Source organism: Collinsella sp. AF28-5AC, assembly GCF_003457875.1.
Classification (GTDB): Bacteria; Actinomycetota; Coriobacteriia; order Coriobacteriales; family Coriobacteriaceae; genus Collinsella.
The window spans coordinates 21,834-48,269 of sequence record NZ_QRTA01000001.1 but is presented as its reverse complement, the minus strand read 5'-3'; the positions used below and the strand labels follow the sequence as shown (position 1 = coordinate 48,269).

26 protein-coding genes and 1 riboswitch are annotated in these 26,436 nt (G+C 59.7%); of the genes, 8 read left to right on the top strand and 18 right to left on the bottom strand.

Annotation, left to right across the window (positions count from 1 at the left end; genetic code table 11):
- The first annotated feature begins 162 nt into the window (after positions 1-162).
- Entirely contained in the window at positions 163-990 is an 828-nt protein-coding gene (locus DWZ01_RS00215; protein ID WP_117758714.1) for a Cof-type HAD-IIB family hydrolase, read from the top strand.
- 273 nt (positions 991-1,263) lie between these two features.
- Here the strand turns inward: DWZ01_RS00215 and polA are convergent, their stop codons facing one another.
- A complete protein-coding gene (gene polA, locus DWZ01_RS00210; protein WP_117847519.1) occupies positions 1,264-4,014 on the bottom strand; it encodes a DNA polymerase I in 2,751 nt (916 codons plus the stop codon).
- Between the two features lie 166 nt (positions 4,015-4,180).
- Between polA and DWZ01_RS00205 the strand changes: the two genes are divergently transcribed.
- On the top strand, positions 4,181-5,578 hold the full coding sequence (locus DWZ01_RS00205) for an aminopeptidase (RefSeq protein ID WP_117758716.1): 1,398 nt from the start codon (positions 4,181-4,183) through the stop codon (positions 5,576-5,578).
- A 105-nt stretch (positions 5,579-5,683) separates the two neighbouring features.
- Complete coding sequence (locus DWZ01_RS00200) at positions 5,684-6,493, top strand: YaaA family protein (RefSeq protein ID WP_117758717.1); 810 nt, start codon at positions 5,684-5,686, stop codon at positions 6,491-6,493.
- 23 nt (positions 6,494-6,516) lie between these two features.
- On the opposite strand, the gene DWZ01_RS00195 is transcribed toward DWZ01_RS00200, so the two are convergent.
- Positions 6,517-7,032 (bottom strand): hypothetical protein, encoded by a 516-nt coding sequence (locus DWZ01_RS00195; RefSeq protein ID WP_118072001.1) that lies wholly within the window; start codon positions 7,030-7,032, stop codon positions 6,517-6,519.
- A 63-nt stretch (positions 7,033-7,095) separates the two neighbouring features.
- Positions 7,096-7,211: riboswitch (TPP riboswitch) on the top strand.
- On the opposite strand from DWZ01_RS00195, the gene thiC reads away from it, so the two are divergent.
- Together thiC and thiD are read left to right on the top strand one after the other, a co-directional pair.
- Complete coding sequence (gene thiC / locus DWZ01_RS00190; RefSeq protein ID WP_117847517.1) at positions 7,204-8,538, top strand: phosphomethylpyrimidine synthase ThiC; 1,335 nt, start codon at positions 7,204-7,206, stop codon at positions 8,536-8,538. It overlaps the preceding riboswitch by 8 nt.
- A 182-nt stretch (positions 8,539-8,720) precedes the next feature.
- Positions 8,721-9,551, top strand: coding sequence for a bifunctional hydroxymethylpyrimidine kinase/phosphomethylpyrimidine kinase (gene thiD, locus DWZ01_RS00185; RefSeq protein ID WP_117758720.1), 831 nt, complete (start codon positions 8,721-8,723; stop codon positions 9,549-9,551).
- Positions 9,552-9,884: 333 nt separating this feature from the next.
- On the opposite strand, the gene DWZ01_RS00180 is transcribed toward thiD, so the two are convergent.
- The 4 genes from DWZ01_RS00180 to DWZ01_RS00165 form a co-directional block, all read right to left on the bottom strand.
- Positions 9,885-10,544: an SGNH/GDSL hydrolase family protein gene (locus DWZ01_RS00180; protein WP_158556905.1), complete on the bottom strand. Its 660-nt coding sequence runs from the start codon at positions 10,542-10,544 to the stop codon at positions 9,885-9,887.
- Positions 10,545-10,621: 77 nt separating this feature from the next.
- A complete protein-coding gene (locus DWZ01_RS00175; RefSeq protein WP_117758722.1) occupies positions 10,622-11,773 on the bottom strand; it encodes a TIGR02452 family protein in 1,152 nt (383 codons plus the stop codon).
- Positions 11,774-11,910: 137 nt separating this feature from the next.
- Complete coding sequence (locus tag DWZ01_RS00170; RefSeq protein WP_117758723.1) at positions 11,911-12,606, bottom strand: Bax inhibitor-1 family protein; 696 nt, start codon at positions 12,604-12,606, stop codon at positions 11,911-11,913.
- Positions 12,607-12,689: 83 nt separating this feature from the next.
- Positions 12,690-13,028 carry a hypothetical protein gene (locus DWZ01_RS00165; protein ID WP_117758724.1) on the bottom strand — a complete coding sequence of 113 codons (339 nt, stop codon included), beginning with the start codon at positions 13,026-13,028 and terminating at the stop codon, positions 12,690-12,692.
- Between the two features lie 250 nt (positions 13,029-13,278).
- Here DWZ01_RS00165 and DWZ01_RS00160 point away from each other — a divergent pair, with 250 nt between their 5' ends.
- The 3 genes from DWZ01_RS00160 to DWZ01_RS00150 all read left to right on the top strand — a co-directional run bounded on the left by DWZ01_RS00160 (position 13,279) and on the right by DWZ01_RS00150 (position 15,830).
- On the top strand, positions 13,279-14,328 hold the full coding sequence (locus tag DWZ01_RS00160; RefSeq protein ID WP_006234237.1) for an inorganic phosphate transporter: 1,050 nt from the start codon (positions 13,279-13,281) through the stop codon (positions 14,326-14,328).
- Positions 14,329-14,395: 67 nt separating this feature from the next.
- On the top strand, positions 14,396-15,019 hold the full coding sequence (locus DWZ01_RS00155) for a DUF47 domain-containing protein (RefSeq protein WP_006234238.1): 624 nt from the start codon (positions 14,396-14,398) through the stop codon (positions 15,017-15,019).
- A gap of 280 nt (positions 15,020-15,299) precedes the next feature.
- Positions 15,300-15,830 (top strand): nitroreductase family protein, encoded by a 531-nt coding sequence (locus DWZ01_RS00150; RefSeq protein ID WP_117758725.1) that lies wholly within the window; start codon positions 15,300-15,302, stop codon positions 15,828-15,830.
- 167 nt (positions 15,831-15,997) lie between these two features.
- Here DWZ01_RS00150 and DWZ01_RS00145 read toward each other — a convergent pair whose 3' ends face one another.
- The 12 genes from DWZ01_RS00145 to DWZ01_RS00090 all read right to left on the bottom strand — a co-directional run bounded on the left by DWZ01_RS00145 (position 15,998) and on the right by DWZ01_RS00090 (position 26,266).
- Positions 15,998-16,672, bottom strand: a complete 675-nt coding sequence (locus tag DWZ01_RS00145) for a DivIVA domain-containing protein (RefSeq protein WP_006234242.1) — start codon at positions 16,670-16,672, stop codon at positions 15,998-16,000.
- Positions 16,673-16,733: 61 nt separating this feature from the next.
- Positions 16,734-16,979 carry a YggT family protein gene (locus DWZ01_RS00140; RefSeq protein ID WP_227790178.1) on the bottom strand — a complete coding sequence of 82 codons (246 nt, stop codon included), beginning with the start codon at positions 16,977-16,979 and terminating at the stop codon, positions 16,734-16,736.
- Positions 16,980-17,036: 57 nt separating this feature from the next.
- A complete protein-coding gene (locus DWZ01_RS00135; RefSeq protein WP_006234245.1) occupies positions 17,037-17,759 on the bottom strand; it encodes a cell division protein SepF in 723 nt (240 codons plus the stop codon).
- 60 nt (positions 17,760-17,819) lie between these two features.
- A complete protein-coding gene (locus DWZ01_RS00130) occupies positions 17,820-18,557 on the bottom strand; it encodes a YggS family pyridoxal phosphate-dependent enzyme (RefSeq protein ID WP_117758726.1) in 738 nt (245 codons plus the stop codon).
- A 119-nt stretch (positions 18,558-18,676) separates the two neighbouring features.
- A complete protein-coding gene (locus DWZ01_RS00125) occupies positions 18,677-19,534 on the bottom strand; it encodes a PhoU domain-containing protein (RefSeq protein ID WP_006234247.1) in 858 nt (285 codons plus the stop codon).
- Positions 19,535-19,626: 92 nt separating this feature from the next.
- Positions 19,627-20,430 carry a phosphate ABC transporter ATP-binding protein PstB gene (gene pstB / locus DWZ01_RS00120; RefSeq protein ID WP_117758727.1) on the bottom strand — a complete coding sequence of 268 codons (804 nt, stop codon included), beginning with the start codon at positions 20,428-20,430 and terminating at the stop codon, positions 19,627-19,629.
- A 12-nt stretch (positions 20,431-20,442) separates the two neighbouring features.
- On the bottom strand, positions 20,443-21,348 hold the full coding sequence (gene pstA / locus DWZ01_RS00115) for a phosphate ABC transporter permease PstA (RefSeq protein ID WP_006234250.1): 906 nt from the start codon (positions 21,346-21,348) through the stop codon (positions 20,443-20,445).
- 3 nt (positions 21,349-21,351) lie between these two features.
- Positions 21,352-22,278 (bottom strand): phosphate ABC transporter permease subunit PstC, encoded by a 927-nt coding sequence (pstC, locus tag DWZ01_RS00110; protein ID WP_117769999.1) that lies wholly within the window; start codon positions 22,276-22,278, stop codon positions 21,352-21,354.
- A 1-nt stretch (position 22,279) separates the two neighbouring features.
- Positions 22,280-23,116, bottom strand: a complete 837-nt coding sequence (locus DWZ01_RS00105; protein ID WP_055251678.1) for a phosphate ABC transporter substrate-binding protein — start codon at positions 23,114-23,116, stop codon at positions 22,280-22,282.
- A complete protein-coding gene (locus tag DWZ01_RS00100) occupies positions 23,113-23,913 on the bottom strand; it encodes a polyphenol oxidase family protein (protein WP_117758729.1) in 801 nt (266 codons plus the stop codon). The genes DWZ01_RS00105 and DWZ01_RS00100 overlap by 4 nt, the downstream gene beginning before the upstream one ends.
- 210 nt (positions 23,914-24,123) lie before the next feature.
- The gene (ftsZ, locus tag DWZ01_RS00095; RefSeq protein WP_022094491.1) at positions 24,124-25,278 is read right to left on the bottom strand and encodes a cell division protein FtsZ; all 1,155 of its coding nucleotides are present in this window, start codon (positions 25,276-25,278) and stop codon (positions 24,124-24,126) included.
- A gap of 199 nt (positions 25,279-25,477) precedes the next feature.
- Positions 25,478-26,266, bottom strand: coding sequence for a cell division protein FtsQ/DivIB (locus tag DWZ01_RS00090; RefSeq protein ID WP_227790121.1), 789 nt, complete (start codon positions 26,264-26,266; stop codon positions 25,478-25,480).
- Positions 26,267-26,436: the final 170 nt, after the last annotated feature.

Here is a 26,436-nt window from a genome sequence, read left to right as displayed (position 1 = left end):
TAAAGTGCACGCTGCGCAAGCGACAAATTCAAATTTCTGAAAAGTTTTTTCATTAGTTTGTGAATTGCAGTGCAAATACGCACCATTCCTGCGAAAATACGCTCGACTACTAGTTGATGGTTATAACGTCTGAAACAATCTCGAAACGAAAGGCGCTTTTTTATGCAAACTTACGAATCGGACGCCAACATCGGCAACATTAAGATTCTCGCCGTCGATATGGACAAGACGCTGCTGACCGACGAGCGTGTGCTGCCCCAGGGTCTTGATGAGCGCCTGGACAAGCTCGCCGACGCCGGCATCGTATTCTGCCCCGCCAGCGGACGTCCCGCCCCCAAGCTCGAGGAGATGTTCGAGGGCATCAAGAACCGCCTCGCCTTTTGTCCCGACAACGGAGCGTGCGTGATCTATCGCGGCAGCTATATCTATAAGAGCAATATTGACGTGGAGCTGTATCAGCAGGTCTTGAGCCGTGCCTCGGAGGATCCTCGCGCTGTCCCCGTCCTGTGCTGCTTCGACGAGTTCTACGTGCTTGCCCGCGACCATCAATACCACGACGAGATCAGCGTCTACTACAACACAATCAACTACGTCGACAGCTTTGAGGGCATTGATTTCGAGTCCAACAAGATTTCGGTCTTCTTCCCCGGCTACGACGCCGAGCCCGCTTTCCGCGAGACCTATAGCCCCGAGTTCTCGGACAAGCTCTACGTCACCAACGCCGGGCGCGAGTGGATCGACTTTATGAACCTGGGCGTCGACAAGGGCGCCGGCGTCGCGCACCTGTGCGAGCACCTGGACATCGATATTGCCGATGCTGCCGCCGTGGGCGATACCTACAACGACATCCCCATGCTGGAGCGCGTCGGGCATAGCTTTATCGTGGACAATGCCGAGGAGCACATGAACGCGCATGCCAAGTGGCGCATTCCGAGCAACAACGACGGGGGCGTACTGACGCTCATCGACGCCATCTTGGCGGCTCGTTAACGTGGCTCGTCGGACCTGGCCGGGTGGCATGGGTTATCTTTTCGCTCGGTCAGGTCCTGCGCAAGACGAAAGCCACATTAAGTGGCTTTCTTTGCGTGCGGAATCTACGAAAAGTTAACCCATGCCACCCGGCCAGGTCCTGCGGTGACTTGCTTGCCGCCTGGATGGCGTCTTGGCGTCTAGATACTTAGCTGAATAATTATGGATGAAGGGAGTTCCTTGCTGAAAGGGACTCCCTTCTGGTTTGGCTGCTTTGGATCTGTGGCTGCTTCCCTATTTGGCGTCGGCCCAGGTTGTGCCGGTGCTGGCTTCGGCGATTAGGGGGACGCGGAGGTCTACTACGTGTTCCATGACGTCGCGGACCATGGCGGTGAGGCGCTCGACTTCGTCGACGGGGCACTCAAAGTCCAGTTCGTCGTGCACCTGTAAGATCATGTGGGCGGCAAAGCCTTCTTCTTCCAGACGGCGGCTTACGCGGGCCATGGCGATCTTGATGATGTCGGCCGCGGTGCCCTGCATGGGGTGGTTCATGGCCGTGCGCTCGCCGAAGCCGCGGAGTTGCGGATTTTTGGCCTTGAGCTCCGGAATATGACGACGGCGGCCGTACATGGTCTCGGCGTAGCCCGTCTGCTTGGCGCGTGCCACCACGTTGTCGAGGAACGTGCGCACACCCGGGTAGGCCTCGTAGTAGCGGTCGATCATGTCGCGTGCCTCGGCCATCGAGATATGCAGCGACTGCGACAGGCCGTAGGCCTGCTGGCCATACACGATGCCAAAGTTCACGGCCTTGGCGCGACTGCGCAAGTCGGGCGTTACCTCGGACACCGGCACACCAAACACGCGCGCCGCCGTCTCGGCATGGAAGTCCTCGCCCTCGTTAAAGGCGCGCACCAGGTGCTCGTCACCCGAGAGATGTGCCAGCAGACGCAGCTCGATCTGCGAGTAGTCCACCGCCAAAAAGACGCTTCCCTCGCCTGCCGAAAACGCCGTCTTGACGGTACGACCCAGCTCCGAGCGCGTCGGGATGTTCTGCAGGTTCGGGTCGCTCGAGGACAGACGCCCCGTTGCCGTGATGGTCTGGTTGTACGTAGTGTGTACGCGACCGTCACCACGGCGTAGCGGGCCCAGCGTGTCCAGATAGGTGGACTTGATCTTAGACTTCTCACGCCAGTCCAAGATCAGACGCACGATTTCGTGGTCACGGGCAAGATCGCTCAGAACCTTGGCGTTGGTTGAATAATAGCCGCGCTTAGTCTTCTTGAGGCCCTTGGTCGGAAGGCCCATCACGTCAAAGAGCACGTGCGAAAGTTGCATGGGGCTGCCGATGTTAAAGGTCTCGTCACCCGCCAGGTCGCGAATGCTGCGCTCAACCTCGGCAATCTGGGTCGCCAGACCCTCGGACAGACTGTGCAGGCGGTCGGGGTCCACAAGCATGCCCGCGCGCTCCATCTTGGCAAGTACCGGAACGAGCGGCATCTCGATACCATCGAACACGTTGGCGGCGTTCTCGCGGGCCATGCGGTCGCGCAACGGCGCCACGAGCGCCAGCGTCAGGGCCGCAGTACGGGCGGCAGGCGCCGGAGCGTCCTCACCGGCACCCTCTGCACCGCGCGCCGCAGGCAGCGCCATCTGCAGATAGGTATCGGCCAGATACGCCTCGTCAAACTCAGAGCGGTCAGAATCCAGCAGGTAGGCGGCAACCACGGTGTCGAAGATACGCGTGGAATCGACTGCCAGCGGATCCATGAGCTCGGGCTCAGAAGAATCGATGGGCGAAAGCTCGTGCAACAACGCCTTCGTATCCGGGCTCGCCACGCGGCCCTCCATAAACAGGCGCGCAAGCACGCCGGCAATCACGCCGTGGGCGAAGTTGAAGCCATCGACTACGGCAGTGGTACCGCCGTCGCCCTCCTCGAGCGCGAACAGGCCCTTGGACGTCGCCAACCACAGCGTGCGCGTCAGTCCAAAGAGCGCGCCCTCTTCCTTGTCGTCGTCCACCACGGCGGCGACCCACTCGCCGGCATCAATCGCGCGGGAGACCTCAGCCGCAACGGCACCAAGCGCGTCGGCATCGCCGGCGGCTGCGCGAACCATAGCAGGTATCTCAAACACACTGGAGGCAGCAGCAGCCCCGCCCTCGCCGCCGATCAACGCCAAGAAACGGTTCTGCATGGCGGTGATACCAAGCGTACCCAGTGCCGCAGACACCTCGTCGGCAGAAAACGCCGGGAAGGACGTCGCCTCAAAATCGAGCTCGACGGGCGCATCGGTGCGAATGGTTGCGACCTTGCGGCTCAGCAGCGCATCGTCGATGTGCGCACGCAGGTTCTCGCCCATCTTGCCCTTGACCTCGTCGGCATGCGCGATGACCTCGTCCAAGCTGCCGTACTGTGCGATGAGCGCGCTCGCCTTTTTGGGGCCGATGCCCGGTACGCCGGGAATGTTGTCCGACGTATCGCCCTTTAGACCGTAAAAATCGGGCACGAGCGCCGGCGTAATGCCATGATACAGGTCGTCCACGCTCTCGGGCGTCATGATCGCCACGTCGGACAGGCCCTTGCGGGTCGAGACCACGTTGACGTGCTCGGTCACGAGTTGATACATGTCGCGGTCGCCGGTCACCAGCAGCATGTCGCAGCCGGCCTCTTCACCCAGGCGCGCCATGGTTCCCAGGATATCGTCGCCTTCCCAGCCCTCGGACTGCAGAATCGGCACGTTGAGCGCGGTGAGCAGCTCCTTGATCATCGGAAACTGCGCATGCAGATCGGGGTCCATGGGCGGGCGTTGCGCCTTATACTGCGGCAGCATCTCCATGCGCACGCGCGGTTTGCCCTTGTCAAACGCCACGACCACACCGTCGGGGTTAAAGGCATCGATCATCTTGAGAAACATGTTCAGAAAGCCGAAAATCGCGTTGGTGGGGCGGCCGTCCGGCGCATTCATGGTGGGCGGCACGGCGTGGAAGGCGCGGTGCATGAGCGAGTTGCCGTCGATAACGGCAAAGGTGCGGCGCTTGTCAGACATATTGAATACCTCGCTTTGGGCTGGGCACGGTTTGCTTACTCCAGTTTACACGCTCCCCGCCCCGCGGCCACCGCACATCAAGCTCCCCCGCCACCGCGAGCCCGCGCGTGATACGATGGCTCACGGTACATCAACCAGCACGATCGATCCGAAAGGAGCCTGCGTCATGGAGCGTCCCTGCGCATGGAAAAAGTACACGCCACAGCAAGTCGAGGAGCTCGAGGGGCTTTGCCGCGGCTATAAGCAGTTTTTGAGCGAGAACAAGACCGAGCGCCTGTGCGTCAAGACCGGCATCAAGATGGCCGAGGAGGCGGGATACGTCGACCTGGAGACCGTGATCGCCGAGGGCCGCACGCTCAAGGCCGGCGACAAGGTGTACGCCGCCAACCACGGCAAGGACCTTATGCTCGTCAACCTGGGCACCGCCCCGCTCGAGCAGGGCTTTAACATCCTGGGCGCCCACGTGGACTCGCCGCGCCTGGACCTTAAGCAGAATCCCGCCTTCGAGGCCGGCGACATGGCCTACCTCGACACGCACTACTACGGCGGCGTCAAGAGCTACCACTGGGTAGCCTCCCCGCTCGCACTCGTGGGCGTCATCTGCAAAAAGGACGGTACCACCGTCGACATCAATATCGGCGACAAGGCAGACGATCCGGTCTTTACCATCTCCGATCTGCTGATCCACCTCTCGAGCGAGCAGATGGCCAAGCCCGCCAAGGACGCCGTCGACGCCGAGATTCTCGACGTGATCGTGGGCGGCCGTCCCGTCAAGTTCGATGAGGACGACAAGGACGCTTCCAAGGAGCCCGTCAAGCAGATGTTCTTGGACATCCTCAAAGAGCAGTACGGCGTCGAGGAGGAGGACTTCCTCTCCGCCGAGATCGAGGTCGTGCCCGCCGGCCCCGCCCGCGACATGGGCCTCGACCGCTCCATGATTCTGGGCTATGGTCACGACGACCGCGTCTGCGCTTACCCCTCCATGCTCGCCCAGATCAATGTGGCCAATGTCGAGCGCACGAGCATCACGCTCATCGTCGACAAAGAGGAGATCGGCTCCGTGGGCGCCACCGGCATGACGAGCCGCTTCTTCGAGAACACCGTCGCCGAGATCATGACGCTCGCCGGCGAGGACAGCCCGCTGGCTCTGCGCCGCGCGCTCGCCCACAGCCGTATGCTCTCCTCCGACGTGTCCGCCGGCTTCGACCCGGGCTATGCCGGCAAGTTCGAGACCAAGAACGCCGCCTTTATGGGTCGCGGCCTGTGCTTTAACAAGTACACGGGCAGCCGCGGCAAGGGCGGCTCTAACGACGCCGACGCCGAGTATGTGGCCCTCATTCGCGACATCATGGACAAGGCAGGAGTGGACTTCCAGACCTGCGAGCTCGGCCGCGTCAACGCGGGCGGCGGCGGCACCATCGCCTACATCATGGCCAAGTACGGCATGAACGTCATCGATTCCGGCGTTGCCGTCCTGTCCATGCACGCCCTGTGGGAGGTCGCCAACAAGGCCGACATCTACGAGGCCTATCGCGGCTACAAGGCCTTCCTCGAGCGCGCCTAATCCACCCCACCCATAACTTGCGGTGGAATACGGATTGATTTGGTCTTTCAATAGCCCAAACAGACCGTATTCCACCGCAATTTCTTTTTTGGCAGAGGAGAGTCCATGCTGCAGGTCATCATTTCGCCCGCCAAGCAGATGCGCGCGGCCCAAAATGCTTTTGAAGTCCTGGGCATTCCACCCTTTGTGCGCGAGACAGCTCGCCTCCACCGCGCACTGCTAGATATCGAGCGGAATGAAGGCAGCGGCGGCCTGCAGGCGCTGTGGAACGTGAGTGACAAACTGCTGGGACCTTGCCTCAACACCCTGCATGAGTTCGGGCCCATCCTGAAAAACGGCGATCTCGACAATCCCGCACTCGCCCGTCACTTCTCCCCTGCCATCATGTCCTATCACGGCATTCAGTACCAGAGCATGGCACCCGAGGTAATGGATGCCGAACAGCTCGCCTGGCTGCAAAGCCATCTGTGGATCCTCTCCGGCCTCTACGGGTGCGTTCGTCCCTTTCATGCCGTCGAACCGTATCGGCTGGAGATGGGCGCGAAGCTTGTCGTCGACGGTGCCCGAGACCTCTACGCATTTTGGAGCGATAAGCTCGCGCGGGCTATCGCCCCGGCAGGCTCAAACACCACGATCGTCAACCTCGCCAGCGTAGAGTATGCCAAAGCCGTTCTGCCCCACCTCGCGGGCGACGCCACGGCCGTCACATGCCTCTTTGGCGAGGGCATCCGCAACGGGAAGCCCATCCAACGGTCGACCGCCAGCAAAAAGGCGCGCGGCTCCATGGTGCGGTGGATGGCAGAAAACAAGCTCGAGGATGCAAGCGAACTTACCGCATTCAACATCGGCTATCGGCACATCCCCGAGCTTTCAGACAAAAACACCCTGGTTTTCATGAACGCGCAGGCACTATAGGCCCGCCGTTTCCAAACACCCCGTTACTCCGCCAAGCCATCGGCCTTTGCAATCTCGCTCGTCGAGCCATCTTGGTAGGTAATCTTAACGTGCTCTACGTCGGATACCGTAACGCCCGACGGAGGTTCCAGACGCCACTCCGTCAGCGCAATGTCCATGGTCGTGGGCACGTCCCCTTGATCTTTGAGCTTCACCGTCAGCGTTTTGAGCGTCGCATCAAACGTCACGCGTTCGATTTCTTCACCCGGAATAGACCCGCCGCTCAGCTGCAGCTGCACAAACTCGTCGCGCGGATACCAATAGTCGCCCGGTGCGGCAACCGTGTTGCCACCAGAAACTTTCATGGTCATAATCGGCAGGCCCTCGTCGGCTTCAAACCCCCAGGTGGCGCCGCCAGGACCGCCGAACGTCCAAATACAAAAGGCAATCACCAGCACGGCAAGCACCGCAAAACCAATCGCGACCAACCCATGGTGCGCACGGCTTTCCTCGGCCGATACACCCCATTGTGTCTCTCGATATAGATGCTTGTCTTCCATGTACGCCTCCCCACAGGCACGCTCGTTGGCCCAATCGTACCCATTCAGGCTATACTTGAGCCCATTACATAAACGGGGAGCTTGCAGGACAAGACGGCAGGCTGAGACTGGGCGCGCCCGCCCTGACCCGCAAACCTGATATGGGTAATGCCAACGAAGGGAGCCGTGCCAATGAGCGCACAGACCGAGCCCAAGCTCGTCACGCAAATCGACTTCGCCCGCGCCGGGCGGATCACACCGCAGATGAAGGAGGTCGCCGAGCGCGAGCATCGCGACCCCGAGTACATCCGCGAGCGCGTGGCCGACGGCCGCATCTCCATTCCCGCCAACATCGTGCACATCAAAAAGGGCATGCGCGCCTTTGGCGTCGGTGAGGGCCTGTCCACCAAGGTCAACGTGAACCTGGGCATCTCGGGCGACAAGGCCGATGCCGCCGAGGAATGGAAGAAGGTCAAGATCGCCGAGGACTTTGGCGCCGACGCCATCATGGACCTCTCCAACTCGGGCAAGACGCGCCAGTTCCGCCAGCAGCTCATCGACGAGACGCCGCTCATGGTAGGCACCGTCCCCATGTACGACGCCATCGGCTACATGGAAAAGCCGCTGGTCAAGCTCACCAAGGACGACCTGTTCGAAGTCGTGCGCGCGCATGCCGAGGACGGCGTGGACTTTATGACCATCCACTGCGGCATAAACAAGTCGGTCACCAAGACCTTTAAGGAGACCGGCCGCCTGATGAACATCGTGAGCCGTGGCGGCTCACTGCTGTTTGGCTGGATGGAGGTCACCGGTAACGAGAACCCATTCTATGAGTTCTACGACGAGTTGCTCGAGATTTGCCACGAGTACGACGTGACGATTTCGCTCGGCGACTCCTGCCGCCCGGGCTGCCTCTACGACTCCAACGACGCCACCGAGACCGCTGAGATGATCGAGCTGGGCAAGCTGTGCAAGCGCGCTTGGGCCGCCGGCGTCCAGGTCATGGTCGAGGGCCCGGGTCACATGGCGCTCGACGAGATCGCCGCCAACATGAAACTGCAGAAACGCCTGTGCCACAATGCTCCGTTCTATGTGCTCGGGCCGCTGGTGACCGATATCGGCGTGGGTTACGACCACATCACCGCTGCCATCGGCGGCGCCATCTCCGCCAGCTCCGGTGCCGACTTCCTGTGCTACGTGACACCGGCAGAGCACCTATGCCTGCCCAACGCCCAGGATGTGCTCGACGGCCTCATGGCCACCAAGATCGCCGCACACGCCGCCGACATCGCCAAAAAGGTGCCGCACGCCCGCGACATGGACGACAAGATGGGCCAGGCACGCCGCAAGCTTGACTGGGACGCCATGTGGGAGTGCGCGCTCGACCCGGTTACGGGCAAGAAGCGCTACGAGGAGTCCCCCGCCGCCACCGAGGGCACTTGCACCATGTGTGGCAAGATGTGCGCCGTCCGCACCATCAACAAGATCTTCGAGGGCACCACGATCGACCTCGGCATAGAGGACTAACCCTGTCGCCGCGGCCGCCTCTGGCGGCGAGCTGGTGCCTGTCAATTGTTGACGTGTGAACATTTGCTTGCATTTGCGTAAAGATTGCATCGCCCGCCCGGGTTCGACATAGAGTCGGCCCGGGCATCTTTATAATGCTGGCTTAAAGACCCATTTGATTCCGACCGAACAAGGGAGCGAACATGGATCGTAGTAAGGTACCTGCCGTCCTGTCCATCGCGGGATCCGATTCCAGCGGCGGCGCCGGCATTCAGGCCGACATCAAGACCATCACGGCGCACCGCCTGTATGCCGAGACGGCCATCACCGCCATCACAGCGCAAAACACGCTGGGCGTCACCGCCGTACAGGATATCTCGCCAGATATCGTAGCCGCGCAAATTGACGCCGTTTTTGACGATATCCGCCCGAGCGCCGTCAAGATCGGCATGGTTTCTTCTGTCGAGATTATCGAAGTCATCGCCGACCGCTTGAGCGCCTGGAACGCAACGAACGTGGTCGTCGACCCCGTCATGGTCGCCACCTCGGGCGCGCGGCTGATTGCCGAAGATGCCGCCGAGGCGCTCACCCGCCGCCTGTTCCCGCTGGCGACGGTTATCACGCCCAATATTCCCGAGGCCATGGCCCTGCTCGACTACGAGGTCGACTCCGAGCGCACGCAGCAAAATGCTGCCATGCTCCTCACCCGCCGCTTTGGTTGCGCATCCCTCGTTAAGGGTGGGCATCTTGTCAACGAGGCCAACGATGTACTGGCCGAACCCGCGCCGCTCGATGACGAGGGCAACCATCTGGGAGATCCACTCACCACGTGGTTCCGCCACAAGCGTATCGATACCAATAACACACACGGCACCGGCTGCACGCTCTCGTCCGCCATTGCCTGCGCGCTGGCCCAGGGTATGGATCTTGCCGATGCCGTCAACGCTGGCAAGGCCTACCTGACAGGCGCTCTGGCCGCCGGCCTGAACATGGGCAAAGGCTCCGGCCCCGTCAACCACATGTGGCAGTATTAAGATTCGCAGTCCAAAACCACCGCAAAGGGGACAGGCACCCTTGCGGTGGTTCCCACAAACATCTCGATCTGTAACAGTTAAAGTCCATTTTTCGGCCCACCCGTTACAAATCGAGACATCCAAATTCCACTGAGAAGATAATCTCGATGTGTAACAGTAACTCGGCAAAATCGACCCTAGATGTTACAGATCGAGACAAACGACCGATATCGACCTAAATAATCTTAATCTGTAACATCTAGCCCGTTTTTGGCCTTACAACTGTTACAGATCAAAGCAAACCAACGAAACAAGCCGTCGCAAGGAGAACTATTGTGGTGGTTTGGGGCCGTGCTACTCACCGAGCATCTCTTGGAGCTTGGCCGCCACGGCGTGACCCAGGCTCTCATGGCTTTCGGGCATCATATGCAGATAGTCGATATCGCCCGGCTCGGCAAACTCCGCTGCATTCAAAAAGTCGCAGCCAAACTGCTCGGCTACGTGCGCGTAGTATTCAGCAAAATGCTCCGAGGCCTCGACGGAACGCTCGTCAAAATCGGTCATATATACATCGGCGATCTGCGGCTTGATCTTGATAGGAGCCATCAGCAGAATGCGCGGACAAGGCGCAGCGTCGGTCCACGGAAACGCGCGGACGGCGCGAATCAGCGCCATGGCGCCACGGGCGATATCGGCAGCCGTCACGTTAAAGACCGTCTTGCAGTCGTTGGTGCCCAGCATGATCACAATGGCGTCCAGTGGCTTATGGGCCTCGAGCAGCATCGGCAGCGCGCGGATGCCGTTAAGATTGGTGTCCAGATGGCACATGTCGTCGCGTACCGTCGTGCGGCCGTTGAGGCCTTCTTCAATTACATGCCAGCCCTCGCCTAAGTCACGTTGGGCCACGCCGCACCAGCGCACATCCCGCGCATAGCGCACCGCGGTGCCGTCGCGCATGCCCGCCGGATCGTAACCATAGGTGTTGCTGTCGCCAAAGCATAGAACGTTTTTCATCGTAAGCCCCTCGCTCAGTAAAAAGCCGACGGGAGCAGCCCTCCCGCCGGCTCGACCCATCTGTCAGCACGTACCGATTACAGGTACTTGCGCCAATCGTCCTCGTTCTCATCATCCTCGGTAGCAGCCTGGGCCTGCTCGGCGGCGCGAGCTGCCGCAGCGCGAGCGGCAACCTGGGCATAGGACTCCTCGTTGCGCTCGGGGAAGTTTGCCAGCACGTGCTCGAACTTGGCAAAATCCTCATCCCAGCGCGTAGAAGGCACGGCAAAGAAGACTTGCTTGACCTTAAAGTCGCCCGACGCGAGCTCCTTGCGGAAGAGCTCGGCCACGGCCTCGGCGTCAAAGCCGTTGTTGTCGCAGCCCCAAGCGCCCAGTACGAGCTTCTCGCGACCCAGCTCGTCGCAGATGGCAAGCACAAAGCGAATGCGGTCGCGCAGGGCATCCAGCAGAGCATCGTCGCTCACGCGATACTCCTGGCGGGCGCGCTTAACGTTGGGCGCGGCGGCCACGATCACGTCGGCGTATGCATGCACGTGGTTGCGATCGAAGCGCACCGCAGGCACCACCAGCGCACGGTTTCGGTAAAGCTCGCAGTTGATGTTGCGGCGACGGTTCTCGCCGTACCATTTGCGCTGCTTATCGAGAACGTTGTACAGATACGAATCGGCGCACAGCGTGGCCTCCTGGCCCAGATAACCCTGAATATAGCCACCGCCCGGATTGGTGAACGAGGCAAAGGCGAGCACGGCCATGTCGCAGAACTGCGCATAGCCACGACCGTTGTCCAAGATGGCCTGCGTGGCGGAGGCATCGAGCACGGTGACCTCAGGCAGGGACGCAGCAGGCTCCTCAGCAGGCGCGGACTCAGCTTCGGCGATTTCCTCGGCAGGCTCCTCGACGGGCTCAGGAGCTGCCTCGGTCTCGGGCGCTGCCTCGCTCTCGGGTGCCGCCTCGGTCTCGGCAGCCTCCGCGCCCTCGACGTCCTCGGCAACCTGTTCTTCAGCGGCCACAGCAGTCTGAACCTTGGCCTTCATCGCCGCGACAAAGCCGGCAGGCATACCGTCAAACTCGCGAACACCGGCAAGCGAACGCTCGATATCCTTGGCGCACGCTTCGGACACAGTTGACACGTGACGCTCGGCGGCCTTGGCACGGGCCTCGCGCTTGGGATTGGGCTGACCCGCTCGGTTGGACCTGCGGTTACGGTTCCTGTTGTCGACGTCTGCCATACGTGGCCACCTTTCCTGTCGCTGCCGCTATCGGCTTTTCCCATCCATGATACCCCGCCGCGTACAAAAAAGACGGCCCCGAAGGACCGCCTTTCGCATCGATTTGCCCGCACGGCAAGCACCGCCGCAATTCGCCACTAGTCGCGACGGCCAAGGATGTTCAGGATGCGCAGGAACACGTTGATAATGTCAACGAACAGATTGGACGCCATGAGCACGGCGTTGGGCAGCGTAGGCGGCACCGTCGTGGCAACATAGGTGTCGTAGCCAATAAAGCCGGCGAACACCACGATCACGATCAGGTCGGTGATGGACTGCGAGACGCCCATGAACATCAGCACGATCTCAACCAGAACAGTGGCGAGCAGAATGCCAAAACCGATGCCATATACGCGCTGGAAAAACTTGGGGAAGGTCACGCCCAGCGCGCCAAAGACAAAGGTGATGGCGGCCGTGGCGATAAAAGCGGTGTTGATGGTGGGCAGGTCGTAGTTGGCAAGGCCAAACGACGCGGTCAGGCCAAAGGTACTCGCAAAGATTACGTAGCCCACAAGGGACAGGCCCACGGACTGCTTGCTGGCGGCGGCCGACATCATGACCATGCCGACGATGGTCAAAATAAACGAGCCAAAGACCAGCGGCAAGGCTGCGCCGCTCATCATCATGCGCGCAAACGACATGGTGCTCGTAAAGTAGGCGCCGGCGCCCATGGCGCAAAAGCCCAAGAAAATCAGGGCAGACATGACAAGGTTGTACGCGCGCGGCGACATCTCCTTGGCACGGCTTGCACCGGTCTCGATGGGGCCGTTCTGATAGCCCTGGATATCGTTCATACTTCGTCCTTTCACAAAGCGCCGTGAAAGACGGCGCAGCAGATGACAAGATTCCTGCCATTGTACCCGAACGCCGTGCGTCCTTACCTACGGCGCTCGCCCTCAAGCGTACGATCAAACGCCCAGACCCACCAACGCATCACGTGGGCCTGCGAGCCGTCCGGCCGTCCGCACGCCTGGTCCTCCAGATACAACTCGGTCGCGTGCCCGCCAAAACGCACCTTATAGGTTGCCGTACGAACGCCGTGGACCGTCAGGCCAAAACCAGTGGACGAGACGATCTCGTCAATCGTAAAGCAGCGACCGTCGACCCAGCAGACGGTAACCGGCACGACTTGTCCGCCCGCGAGGATGCGGGCCACGACGTCCACATACTGCTTGTGCACGCGCCGAGTTTTGCCGTCTGTCTGTCGATATTCCATGCCTCCTATTATCGAACGCATGTTTGCATGTTGTAAAGCGAACAGACTGTGGTTTTGGAGTGTCGTAGTAATCGCACGTGTCCGTATGGCGTGTTAGCAAAAAGAACACCCGCGGCCAACAGGGCTAATATTCAATTTTAGTGCCAAAAAGTTCACTTCTCCCATCAGAACTCGGTAAAGAGACCCGCAGGAGGTGATACGATTTATCATGTTTTTGTAACGTGTCTGCAAACTTCGAGAAAGCCCATATATGGACGTAACGTTCTCAACCTTCCTCGGCCAAATTGTGTCGAACCCAGTCCTTGCCGTCACCGTGATCCTCGCGTTGGGCGCCATCTTCGTCAATGGATGGACCGACGCGCCCAACGCCATCGCGACCTGCGTCACTACGCGTTGCATGCCCGCCCGCGCCGCCATTCTCATGAGCGCCGCATTCAACTTCCTCGGCGTGCTCATCATGACGCACTTTAACGCGAGCGTCGCCAACACCATCTCACATATCGTCGACTTTGGCGGAAACAGCACCATGGCGCTCGCCTGCCTATGCGCGGCGCTGTTCTCCATCGTCGTCTACGGCGCCACAGCGTCGCGTTTTGGCATCCCCACCTCGCAAAGCCACAGCCTTATCGCCGGCCTGACCGGTGCCGCCATCGCCCTCGGCGGTGCGAGCAGCGTCAACGTCCACGAGTGGATGAAGGTCATCTACGGTCTGGCGCTCTCCATCGGCCTGGGCTTTGTCATGGGCTGGGTCCTGTGCAAGCTCGTCTCGATTCTTTTCGCCGCCGCCAACAGGCGACGTGCCAATGTCTTCTTTAAATACGCTCAGATCGCGAGCGCTGCGGCCATGAGCTTTATGCACGGCGCGCAGGATGGACAGAAGTTCATCGGCGTGCTCTTTTTAGGCGTGGCCTTTGCCAGCGGCCAGACGAGCGTCGGCGATGCAGGCATCCCCATCTGGATTATGCTGCTGTGCTCGGCCACTATGGGTATCGGCACCAGCGTGGGCGGCGAGCGCATCATCAAGTCCGTCGGCCAGAGCATGGTCAAGCTCGAAAAGTATCAGGGCTTCTCCGCCGACCTGGCGGGCGCCGCAAACCTGCTGCTTGCCACCCTTACCGGCATCCCCGTGTCCTCCACACACATCAAGACCTGCGCCATCATGGGCGTCGGTGCCGTCAAGCGCCTCTCAGCCATCAACTTCGGCGTCGTCAAAGACATGATGTTCACCTGGTTCTTCACCTTCCCCGCCTGCGGACTCATCAGCTTTGTCATGGCCAAGCTGTTCATGATGTTCCTCTAGTCAAACCGAACGTCCATCCGGACTGCATTACCTCGCCCACCCGTCTTCGCCTCGAAAGGACCCACCCATGGCAAAGAAACCCGATTCGTTCTACTTCGACAACTACGTCGCCTGCGCCGACCTTGCCGTCCAGGCCGCCGAGCTGCTCACCAAGATTTTCGAGAACTTCGATCCCGCAAAGATTCACGATATGCTCAACAAGATGCACGCGATCGAGCATGCGGCCGACAAGAAGCACCATGAGCTTGAGGACGCCTTGCTCACCGCCTTTATCACCCCGCTCGAGCGCGAGGATCTGGATCTGATGAGCTGCTCACTCGACACCGTGCTCGACCGCATCGAGGGCGTCGTGCAGCGCGTCTACTTCACCAACATCCAGAGCATCCATCCCGACGCCATCGTCATCGCCCACAAGGTGACTGACGCCTGCCGCGCCATGAAAGACCTGATGGTCGAGCTGCCCAACTACCGCAAGTCCAAGACCCTGCGCGAACTCGTCATCCAGATCAACACCATCGAGTCCGAAGCCGACGAGCTCTATATCAACGCCATGCGCAACCTGCACGTTAACGGCAAGGACCCGCTCGAGGTCATCGCCTGGCGTGACGTGTACGCCTTCCTGGAGTACTGCGCTGACTGCTGTGAGAATGTGGCCGATGTTGTGGATTCGATTGTCATGAAGAACAGTTAATTGGGGGTACGTGTCCCGGCGGCGAAGGGCCGGCACCTGTTTGCTTTCTCACTCCGGCTGCATGGCAGAGTCGTTCGAAAGTAAACAGGTGCCGGCCCTTCGCCTTACGTACCACCATTGGGAACTTTGGCTGATACTTTGAAAGCGATGGGGCTTTTGTTGGCGGGGCCTTTGGACCCGATTGGGAACTTTGGGACCGCCTTAAACGTTTGGGTGGATGGGGCTTTGGGTACCCTTTGTTTTACTTTGGATTGATTCGTTGAATTTGGAGGGCTTGGTTGTGAGTTATTTGGATCTGGCTCGGTCTCGGTATTCTTGTCGCGAGTTTGAGAATCGTTCTGTTGAGCAGGCTGTGGTGGATGCCATTGTTGAGGCTGGGCGGATTGCTCCTTCTGCTTGTAATAATCATCCAACCCGTGTGATGGTGTTGGATACGCCTGAGCTTCTGGAGAAGGCTGCTGCTTGTCAGCCTCGGTTTGCTCGTGATGGGTCTATCTTTGGCGCTCCGCTTATCTTCCTTATTTGCAGCGTTACCGATGATGCTTGGGTGCGCCCGTATGATCAGATGAATTCCAGCGAAATCGATACATCCATCGTTTGCGATCAGATGATGATGGAGGCCACCGAGCAGGGCCTGGGAACGTGCTGGGTATGCCATTTTAAGCCAGAGGTGGCACAGGAGCAGTTCAATCTGCCCAAGGGCGTTTATCCCTATCACATGCTTGTCTGTGGCTATCCTGCCGACCACATCGCCGACCCCGAGCATCGCGAGGCCCGTACCATTCCCCTCCCCAACTTCCTCCTCAAGTAGTTTTTTGGCACATGCCCTAAAACCTACCTTTTACCGCTCACCCATTCGCCGAGTTCTGCGCCACAATGTGCAGGGCTCGGTTTTTTATGTTGCGCGCCCCTGCACAGTCATAAAAAAGGACCCGCAAGCTGCGGGTCCTTTCTAGGCACTAAATTGTAGGCCGAATGTTAGTCCAGGTCGTCGGCAGCAAAGTTGTCGATCGGGGCGAAGGGATCGGCCACGGGGACAACCGGGTCAGCGACGGGCAGCGGCTCGGCGGGAACAGTCACTGCAGGAGAAGCGGCAGAACCGACCGGCGTGGAGGCCATCAGATCGGCCGGGAAGGAATTCTGGGCATCGTCCATGAAGTGCTGGATGAGCTTGAGATACTCTGCCTTGAACTCCTCACGGGAAGCCTTGAGACGATCGATCTCCTCGAGCTCGGCCTGCTTCTCGGTCAGAGCCTGGCGGATAACCTCGCGGGCCTTGGCGTCAGCCTCGTTGCGGATACGCTCAGCGTTCTCGTTGGCATCGTTGACGATGGTCTCAGCGGTCTGCTGGGCAGCGATCAGGGCAGCGGAAATCTGGCGCTCCTGAGCGGAGAAGTCAGGGGCGGGAGCAGCCACGGGGGCGGCAGGAACGGCCTGGGCGGTGGCATCCTGAGCTTGGGCAAGCTGAGCCTGCGCATCGGCAAGCTGCTGCTCGGTAGCAGTCAGACGACCCTTAAGGTCGACGATCTTAGCGAGCATAGCGTCAACCTCGGAAGACAGCGTCTCCAAGAAGACGTCGACCTCAGCAGGATCGTAGCCACGCTTGGCCTCAGAGAAAGTCTGAGCCTGGATGTCTGCAGGGGTAATAGCCATAACAAGTCTCCTTTTTCATCGCCTCGGCGCTACACGCCCGACGTAAGTTACTAAGTCAGTTCTACACGAGTATACCTATAAGAAGCTGCAGAACCAGCCTCTGCACCAACTGCAACGCAATAATCGCAACGACCGGCGAAAAATCGATACCGCCCATCGGCGGGATGAAACGACGGAACAGGTTGAGCCACGGACCGCACACGCTATCAAGCACCGCAGCAATATCCTGAAGCAAACCACCCTGCTTCATGGGAATCCACGTCATAAAGCAGTAGACGACAATGAGCGTGGAATAGAAGTTGAACAGCGTGTTGACCAGCTGGACGATAGTGTAGATGTTGATGGGAATCTCCTCGTCTTGTCTTTACTTAAGGTAGCCGTCGGCACGAAGCTTCTTGAGATCGGAATCTTTGACCTCGCAACCGGCGGGCAGCACCATGAACACGCGGTCGCCCACCTCCTTGACCGTGGCACCCAGACCGCAGGCAAAGCCGTAAGAGAAGTCCAAGACGCGCTTGGCAACTTCGGTGCGTACGCCCACAAAAATCAGTGCGACAGGCTGCTTGGTGCGAACGCGGCGCACCACGGTCTCCACGTCGTCATAGCTCTCGGGGCGCAGGACATAGGCCGGCAGCTGCGGCGTGGCGTTGATGATATTGCTCGCATAGGCCGAGGCATCGCTCGGTGCAGGCGCGGGTGCAGCGGCGGCACGGGCGCGGGTATTCTCGGCGTAGCTCGACGGCGTGTCATAGGCACCAGGACGATAACCGCTCGCAACACTGTCCTGCGAGCGCGAAGGCGGGTTATACGTCGTGGCATGGCGGGAGTCATCGCCGACCAGCTGACCGGAGCGCGTATACACGGCAACCGACTCAGCTTCACCGCGGCGCGTCTGGCCAAGCAGGCCGTTGCTCGGCTCGTCTTGGGTGTAGAAGCCCTCGCCCGAAGCACCACTGTAGCCGTTGTTCTGATAGCCATCGTCGTAGCCGTCATCGTAGCCGTAGTCGTCGTCCTGGCCATAACCCTGGTCGTAACCCTGCTGGCCGCCCAGGTGCATCTTATTTTTAATCTCGTCAAGGAAGCCCATGGTTGTGTCCTCTCGCGGTTTAGTGCAGGCGCCCCGATAATCAGTGCGCACTTCAGAGCCTTATTTTACTGCAAACTCCGGGCTAAATACTACCCTGCCCAGGCGAACGAGTGTAGAGCCCTCCTCAAGGGCAGGCTCAAAGTCCTCGCTCATGCCGCAGGAAAGCTCAGGTAGGTTCAAATCGGGATGCGCCGCCTCCAGCTCATCCCTCAGCTCACGAAGCCCCGCAAAGGTGCGGCGTGCCACATCCTTATTCCCCCGGGGCGCCATAGTCATAAGCCCCTGCACGCAAATTCCCTCAAGCTCCGCAAGCTCACCCGCGGCGGCGCGAATCTCATCGGGCGAAAAGCCTCCCTTCGACTCTTCACCACTCACATTGACCTCAATGAGCACACGCTGAGGGCCGGCAAGCTCGCCTGCCCCAATCTTGCGGACAGCACGGCTCGAGATCGCCTGCGCCAGATGCAGCGAACCCACCGAGTGAATCAGCTCGGCTGAGCCCAGCACCGCATTTATCTTATTGGTCTGCAGGTTGCCGATCATATCGAAGCGCACCTCGGGCAGCTCCGGATGCTCCGCCAGACCCGCGAGCTTGCGAACCAGCTCCTGCGGGCGGTTCTCGGCAAAATGGCGATACCCCGCCTGGATGGCGGCAACGGTCTCATCGACACCAACGGTCTTGGACACGGCAATGAGGCGCGCGGCGTCGTGGGGGCGGCCCGCGCGATCGAGCGCCGCATAAAAACGTTCCAGAATCCGCTCGCGGCGAGCGCGCATCAAGTCCAAATAGTTATCCATTGCTAATCGCCTCCGCTGACAGCCAAACAAGTAGTCCCATGCTAACGCAAGAGCGCGGCCCCGCATGTGCAAGGCCGCGCTCACTTAGGTATTTACAATCTTTCGATGAACGGGGTTACTTACTCCTCGTCGTCCTCGCCATCGTCCTCGTCCTCAAGATGATCGAGCAGGTAGCGAAGACCCTCGCTGACCTCGTTAACGGGCACCTTGGCAACGTAGCGTGCATCGACGGCGGGCCTCATGATAACACCCTCGCCCGAAGGCACGCGCATGCTCTCGAGCTCATCCTCATCAGTGCAGGCGATATCACCGGCAGTCATACGCTGTCCGGTCAACAGGAAGGTCAGACGGCAGGCGGCATCGATGGAAATCGAGGCGATGCGATCGAGATAGCGCGATACCATGATGGCGCGGCGCAGGTCGTCATAGTTGCTGTCGTCGTCCATAAAATCGCCCGTGTCCATGCGGTTAAAGGTGCGGAAGAACTTCTCGTAGGCGGCGTGCACTGGCTCGTCCTCGACGGCCAAGTTGCAGATGATGGACATGTCGTTGGTGACGAGCGCAGAAAGCGAAGAGCCCAGTACCTGGTAGACGGCCTCAGCCTCGGCCTCGACCGTGCCGACAAGCTCCTTGGGCAGCGAGATGTCGGCCTTGATCATATGACGCGTGGCGCGGCAAATCTGGCGAACCTTATCGGTCATGCGCTGCAGGTTAAAGTCGACGTAGATGATCGTCTGCAGCAAGCGAAAGTCGGAGGCGACCGGTGACTGCGTGGCAATCAGGTTGTAGCAGACGGCCTCCAGGTTGGCGCAGCGTGCGTCAATCGAAAGCGTGCGCTTCTTGGTCTTGGTGGCGAGCTTGCGGTCGTCGGTCACATAGGCCTTCACGGCATCGTGGAGGGCCAGATCGACGGCCTCGTAGATGCTCAGCATCTCGTGACGGGCCTCGATGAGCTGACGGGAAAACAGTTTGCGCATGGTTCACTCCAATCAGTTGGGTGCGGTCATGCCGCCCGCACAGTGAATACGCACCGGACCAGATCCGATCGGCTTGGGACTAGTCGCACCGATCAGCCAAAGCGGCCGGTGATATAGTCTTCCGTCCGCGAGTCCACCGGGCTGGTGAAGATCGCGTCGGTTTGACCATACTCGATGAGCGTAGCGGGCTCGCCGGCAACTTCCTGCAAGAAGAATGCGGTGTAGTCGCTAATGCGAGCTGCCTGCTGCATTGAATGCGTGACGATGATGATCGTCATCTCGGGCGCCAGCTCGGCCATCAGATCCTCGACCTTAGAGACGGACGTGGGGTCGATGGCGGAGCAGGGCTCGTCCATCAGAAGAACATCGGGTTGCACCGCAAGCACGCGCGCGATGCACAGACGCTGCTGCTGACCGCCCGAGAGCGCCAAACCATCCTTGTTGAGCTGATTGGATACCTCTTTCCAGAGGTTGGCGCGCTTGAGCGATTCTTCCACGATGTCATCGAGGTCACTTTTGCTAGTCACGCCCTGCAGACGAGGGCCAAAGGCGACATTCTCGTAGATGGATTTAGGAAACGGGTTGGGCTGCTGAAAGATCATGCCCACGCGACGACGGAGATCGACCGGGTCGACACCCTCGACATAGATATCGTTGCCGTCGAGCGTCATGGTGCCCTCGACGCGCGTGCCCTCGATCAGGTCATTCATGCGGTTGATGCAGCGCAAAAACGTCGACTTGCCGCAGCCCGAAGGGCCAATGAAGGAGGTGATGGCGTTTTTGGCGATGTTGAGGTCAAGCCCCGTCAGCGCATGAAAGTCACCGTACCAAAAGTTGAAATCCTTGGCCGTAATGGCCGCTTGCTCCAACGTGGGAGCGGACTGATAAACGGACATGGGACTCCTTAACTAGCGACGCTTGCGCGACAGGAAGCGCGCAAACAGGTTGAAGGCCAGAATGATCACCATCAGCAAGAGCGCGGTGCCGTAGGCTGCGTTCATGTTGATGCCGTCGTTGGCAAGCAGATACAGGTGAACCGTCATGGGGCGGCCGGAATCGAGCGGCGAAATAGGTAGATTGATGGCCTGCCCCATGGTATAGAGCACCACCGCGGTCTCGCCAATGGCACGGCCGATGGCGAGAACGATGCCCGTGGCAATACGGCCAAAGGCAGAGGGAAGCACGATCTTGGAGACAACCTGCCACTTGGTGGCGCCCAGGCCATATGCGCCCCAGCGGATATAGCGCGGAACGGCGCGAATGGCCTCTTCGGTGGTACGCATGACGATGGGAAGCATCAAGAGCGCGAGTGCCAGGGCGGCCGAGACCATCGAAAGGCCCAGGCCCATGGCCTCGACAAACAAGGCGTAGCCAAACAGGCCCATAACGATGGAGGGCACCGAGGCCAAAGCGTCAGCAGCGTAGCGAATGAGCTCGACGACCTTGCCCTGCTTGGCGTACTCGGCCAGATAGACGGCTGCCAGCACAGCGATCGGCGTGCAGATAAGCATGGCGAGCGCCGTCACGTAGACGGTCGAGACGATCGTGGGCCAAATTCCGCCCTCGGCGTTGACGCCCTGGGGCCAACCGAAGATAAAGTCGAGCGAGATGTGTGGCAGGCCGTTGATGACCACGTAGGCGATGATAGCGACCAGCACCAGCGTGGTGATGTAGGCAGCGGCACGAAACACGCCAAGCATGATCTTGTTGGACAGGTCCTTGTTGATGCGGCCCTTCTTGCCGTGGGAAAGGGCACGCTTGATGCGCTCGCGCGACGAGGTCGTATCGACCGTCGTGTCAACGGAATCGGACATAGCCTACCCCCTCTTCTTCTTGGAAATCAGACGGACGATGCCCACCAGCGTGGCGGAGATGATAAACAGGACCACGCCCATGCCGAACAGCGCCGAGCGATGCAGACCCGAGGAATAGCTCATGTCGAGCGCGATCTGGCTCGTGAGCGTCGAGATAGGGCTCGCAATGCTGTCGGGAATAACCGGGGCGTTACCCACGACCATGAGCACGGCCATGGTCTCTCCGATGGCACGGCCCATACCCAGCACGATGGCATCCACGATACCCAGCTTAGCGGCAGGTAGCACGACCTTATAGATGGTCTGCCACTTAGTAGCACCCATGGCATACGATGCCTCGCGAATGCCCATGGGAATGGAATTGAGGGCATCGATGGTGAGCGTGGTGATGGTAGGGACGATCATGATGGCGAGCACAAACCACGCCGTCAGCGCACCAAAACCAAGGCCGCCGGTCAGTTGTGCGATAAACGGGCGGATGATGATCATGCCAAAGAAGCCGTAGATGATGGAGGGTATGCCCGCCAGCAGGTCAACGGCGGGGCTGATGAGCTTGCGCACGCGCTTGCTGGCAATCTCGACCAGGTAAACGGCCGTACCCACGCCCAGCGGCACGCCCATGGCGAGCGCACCGACGGTCACCAGACCTGAGCCGGCAAGCAGCGACATGATGCCGTAGTGGCCCTCAGAGGGCGCCCACGTAAAGCTAAAGAAGTCCGCCAGACCGATGTCGGTAAAGACGGGCAGCGCCGAGTACGTGGTAAAGACAAAAATCAGGATGACGGTAACGACCGCCAAAAACGCGCAGGCAAAGAAGATCCACTGCAGCGCCTTCTCCTTGATATAGGTACTGCGCGATACGAGCGCCAGCTCGCGCTTCTTGGGTGCCTGAGCATTCTGCTCAGTCTGGGAGTTTTCCTGTGCTTCCATGCTACTCACTCCCCTTCTCGTCGTTGGTGACGGGAATAAAGCCCGCCTCGCGAATCTGCTTGTCCATCTTTTCGGACGTCACGTAGTCGATGTAATCCTGCGCCTGCTGCGAAGGCGCACCCTTCACAAAGAAGTAAAGGTCGCGCGAGATGGGATAGCCGCCACTCGCGACCGTCTTCTCGGACGCCTCAACATGATTGACCGAGACAGCCTTGACCGAGGTCTTGGCGTTGAGGCTATCGACGAAGCCCAGCGAAATGTAGCCGATGGCCCCACGCGAACGAGATACCACGTCGCGCACCTGGCCCGTACCCGAAAGAACAGCCGAGCGGCGATCGAACGGCGTGCCATCCATCACGATGGTACGGAAGGCCTCGCGCGTACCGGACGCCTCGTCTCGGTTGATGACCTGAATCCTCAGGTCCTCGCCACCGACCTCTTTCCAATTGGTAATCTTGCCGGCGTAGATATCGCGGAGCTGCTCGGTCGAGAGGTTATCGACGGGGTTGTCGTCGTTCACGATGACCGCAATACCGTCGTGGGCAATGACGATGGGAGTCAGGCCCAGATCCTGTTCGTCGGCATTGAGTCCACGGGAGGAGCTGGCGATATCGGCCGTGCCGGCGCTGACGGCCTCGATCCCAGCGGAAGAACCCAAACCGGAAACGAGCACGTCGATGCCGGTCTCCTCCTTAAAGCCCTCGGCCGCAATCTCGGCGATAGGAAGGCAGGTCGTGGAGCCGGCCACGGTAATGGAAGAGGTAGAAGATCCCGAAGAACAGGCGCACAGCGTAAGCGTAAGCACAGCGGCGCTCAGGACCGATACGATCTTTCTCATAGCATCACGCCGATCGCAGCATGGCGCCCACAGGTGCCGTCCTCGTTACGGTAGGAATAAAAGCGGTCGTTCTGACGCACGGTCGAAAGCTGGGTATCCACGATATCATCCGCGTCGACACCGACATCTACCAGCGCCTCGCGAATGGCAGCGGAAAGATCAAGCATGCGAGAGGTATTCGCATCGATGCAAGAGAACTCGGCGGCAAAGCGATCCATGAGTTCCTGGGATACCTCATATTCGTCACCCAAGATATGGGGGCCGATATAGGCGGAAACGTCGCTCGCATCGCAACCGGCAGCATCGCAAAGCGCCTGGCACGCCTTGGCGGAAATACGTGCAATCGTGCCCTTCCAACCGGAGTGCACCACGGCAAATCCGCCGGGGGCCACCAGCACCACGGGAACGCAGTCGGCAAAGCAGAGCAGCACGGGCACGTTATGCGCCGTGCAGACGATGGCATCACAGCCCTCGGCAATCTGCTCGCGAACGTCCTCAAGGTCATCGGCGCCGTTCGAGGTCACCGCAACGATATGATCACCATGGACCTGATTGGGAACGAGCAGGTTGTGCTCGCACTCGGCGGCACCCATAGCCTCGAGCGCACGACAACGATTTTCTTGAACAGCAAAGGGGTCATCGCCAACATGCGAGCCCAAGTTGAGTGAGGAGTACGCATCTTCGGAAACGCCACCGGCGCGCTCGGTGAAGGCAAAGCGAACATCGGATGTCGCGCCCTCCACCAACGTAACTCCATCATGGTCGACACGCGAAACTTTGTCCGCACGTGCTGCCATACTAAAGCCTCCTAATAACACAAGTACCGCGGCATCGCCGCTACAGCCCGCGTTTATACGGCTGTCATACTTCTCTAAAAGGATACCTGCTGCGCTGGAGGCAATCGTAAAGGGAACGTAAAGAGATTGGAGGTTCTAGTTTACAAAGTCGAAATAAAAAGGGCGCGTCCATACGGACACGCCCCTGTGCACAACAATGCAAAGAACGACTTAGAAGCTGCCGCGCTTCAGGAAGTCGGGAAGCTCGAACTGATCGTTGCCGAAGTTAGGAAGCTCGGTGCCACCGACGTTGCGGGTCGGAGCGGCCTGAGCCGGGCTCGTGGCAGGAGCGGTGCGCTGCGGCTCAGCGGAGGCAGCGGCCTTGCTCTGAGACTGCTGAGCAGCAAAGAGCTCGTCCTGACGGTTGACGTTGGAGTCGGAGAAGCCCGTAGCGATGACGGTGATACGCACCTGATCGCCCAGGGACTCGTCGACAACGGTACCGAAGATGATGTTGGCCTCGGGGTCGACGGCGTTGGCGACAACGTCGGCGGCGTCGCTGATCTCCTGGATGCCCAGGTCCTTGGAACCGGCGATGGAGAGCAGCACGCGCGTGGCACCATCGATGGAGCTCTCGAGCAGCGGGCTGGAGATGGCCTGCTGGGCAGCGTCGACGGCACGGGTGTCCCCAGAAGAGGTACCGATACCCATCATGGCGGTACCGGCCTGCTTCATGATGGTCTTAACATCGGCGAAGTCCAGGTTGATGATACCGGGGACGGTGATGAGGTCGGTGATGCCCTGGGTGCCCTGGGAAAGGACGCCATCGGCAATCGCGAAGGCCTCGAGCATGGTGGTCTTCTTCTCGGCGATGTCGAGCAGCTTATCGTTAGGGATGACGATCATGGTGTCGACGCAATCGGAGAGGGTCTTAATGCCCTCCTCGGCGCTCTTCTTGCGCTTGCGGCCCTCGAAGGTGAAGGGCTTGGTCACGACGGCGACGGTCAGCGCACCGACCTCGTTCATCGCGATATCGGCAACGATGGGAGCAGCGCCGGTACCGGTGCCACCGCCCTCGCCGCAGGTGATGAACACCATGTCGGCGCCAGCGAGCGCCTCGGCAATGTCGTCGCGGGACTCATCGGCAGCCTTGCGGCCAACCTCGGGGTTGGCGCCGGCGCCCAGGCCGCGGGTAAGGTCGGTGCCGATGTGCACCTTGATATCGGCATCAGAGATCGCGAGTGCCTGAGCATCGGTGTTGATGGCAACAAACTCGACGCCGCGGATGCCCTCTTCGATCATTCGATTGACCGCGTTGGTACCGCCGCCGCCGACGCCGACCACCTTAATGACGGCAAGGTAGTTGTTGATCTCTGTCTCGTGCATGTCGGTCCTCCGAACAAAGGTTATAGCCATAGCATGGGTCGACCCCTGCGCACATTAACCTTCAGGTTGAAAGTAAATGCAAAGGTAAACCGTATTATGTTTGCACATTATGAACGTATCAGTCAAATAATTGACCGTGAAAACCAAACAAACCAGATAAACGGCGTGGTATGGCCCCTCAACAAAGCATCAACCAGCGCTACGAGGTCGGAGCGTTCCTAAATGTATAGTTACCCGGAGAGCGCACATTGATATACGTTACGCCCTCTACCTGCGAAAGCAGCTTGGTGACTACGCGCTCCTTCTTGACGATATCGTTCGAATCGCCCAGCGACACCTCAATGCCGTTATTGAGGTTTGCCGAGATGGCTTCGACCGAAGGCGTGGAAATATCCTTGACTTGTCCCAAGAACTCGCTCGAAAAACCACGCACATAATCCAAGCCAGCCTTAACGGCCTTGGAGCTCACCGCCTGGCCGGAAACCGGAGCGACATCCGCCGAGACATCAGTCAACAACACCGCGCCATAGTGCTTAGCGAGCGCCAGCGCGGCATCGATTCCGGTCAAGGTATTTGAGCCCTGCCCTGTCGTGATGACGTTGCCTTGGTCGTCCACTTCGACCGACGTCGACAGTGGGGCGATCCAGGTGTCATCATCCCCGATGGCCCAGGCAAGGTCATCGGAACTGATATAGGCAATTGCGATGACCTTGCGCTCCATCGGCGTAATGATGAGCGTATGCGGGAACTGACGCTGGACATCCACGCCCGAGACCCACGGATTCTGCTTGAGGTCCTCGGTAATCTGGTCGGGATCGACGTTAAAAAGCGACGTTCCCTCGGGCAAATCGATCAGCTGGATAGCATCGTGCTTCGTCACATGCTCGCTGCCTTGAATCTGAATATCAGTGGCGGTAAACAATCCAGAGTTGATCACCACGATGGCAACGACGACGAGCACGGCCAAGGCGGCCAGAACGCCGCCCACGATTTTGCCTTTGCCTGCAACGACAGAAGCGGCGTCTGATGTTTTATTTACCATCGCCCCAAGTGAAGATAACGGGTTGACGCTTTTTTTACCCGAAGGCTTCTTGGCGGTAGCCGGCACCGATGTCAGCGAGCGCGGTTTCGATGCGCCCAGCGTGCGACCTGGACGCG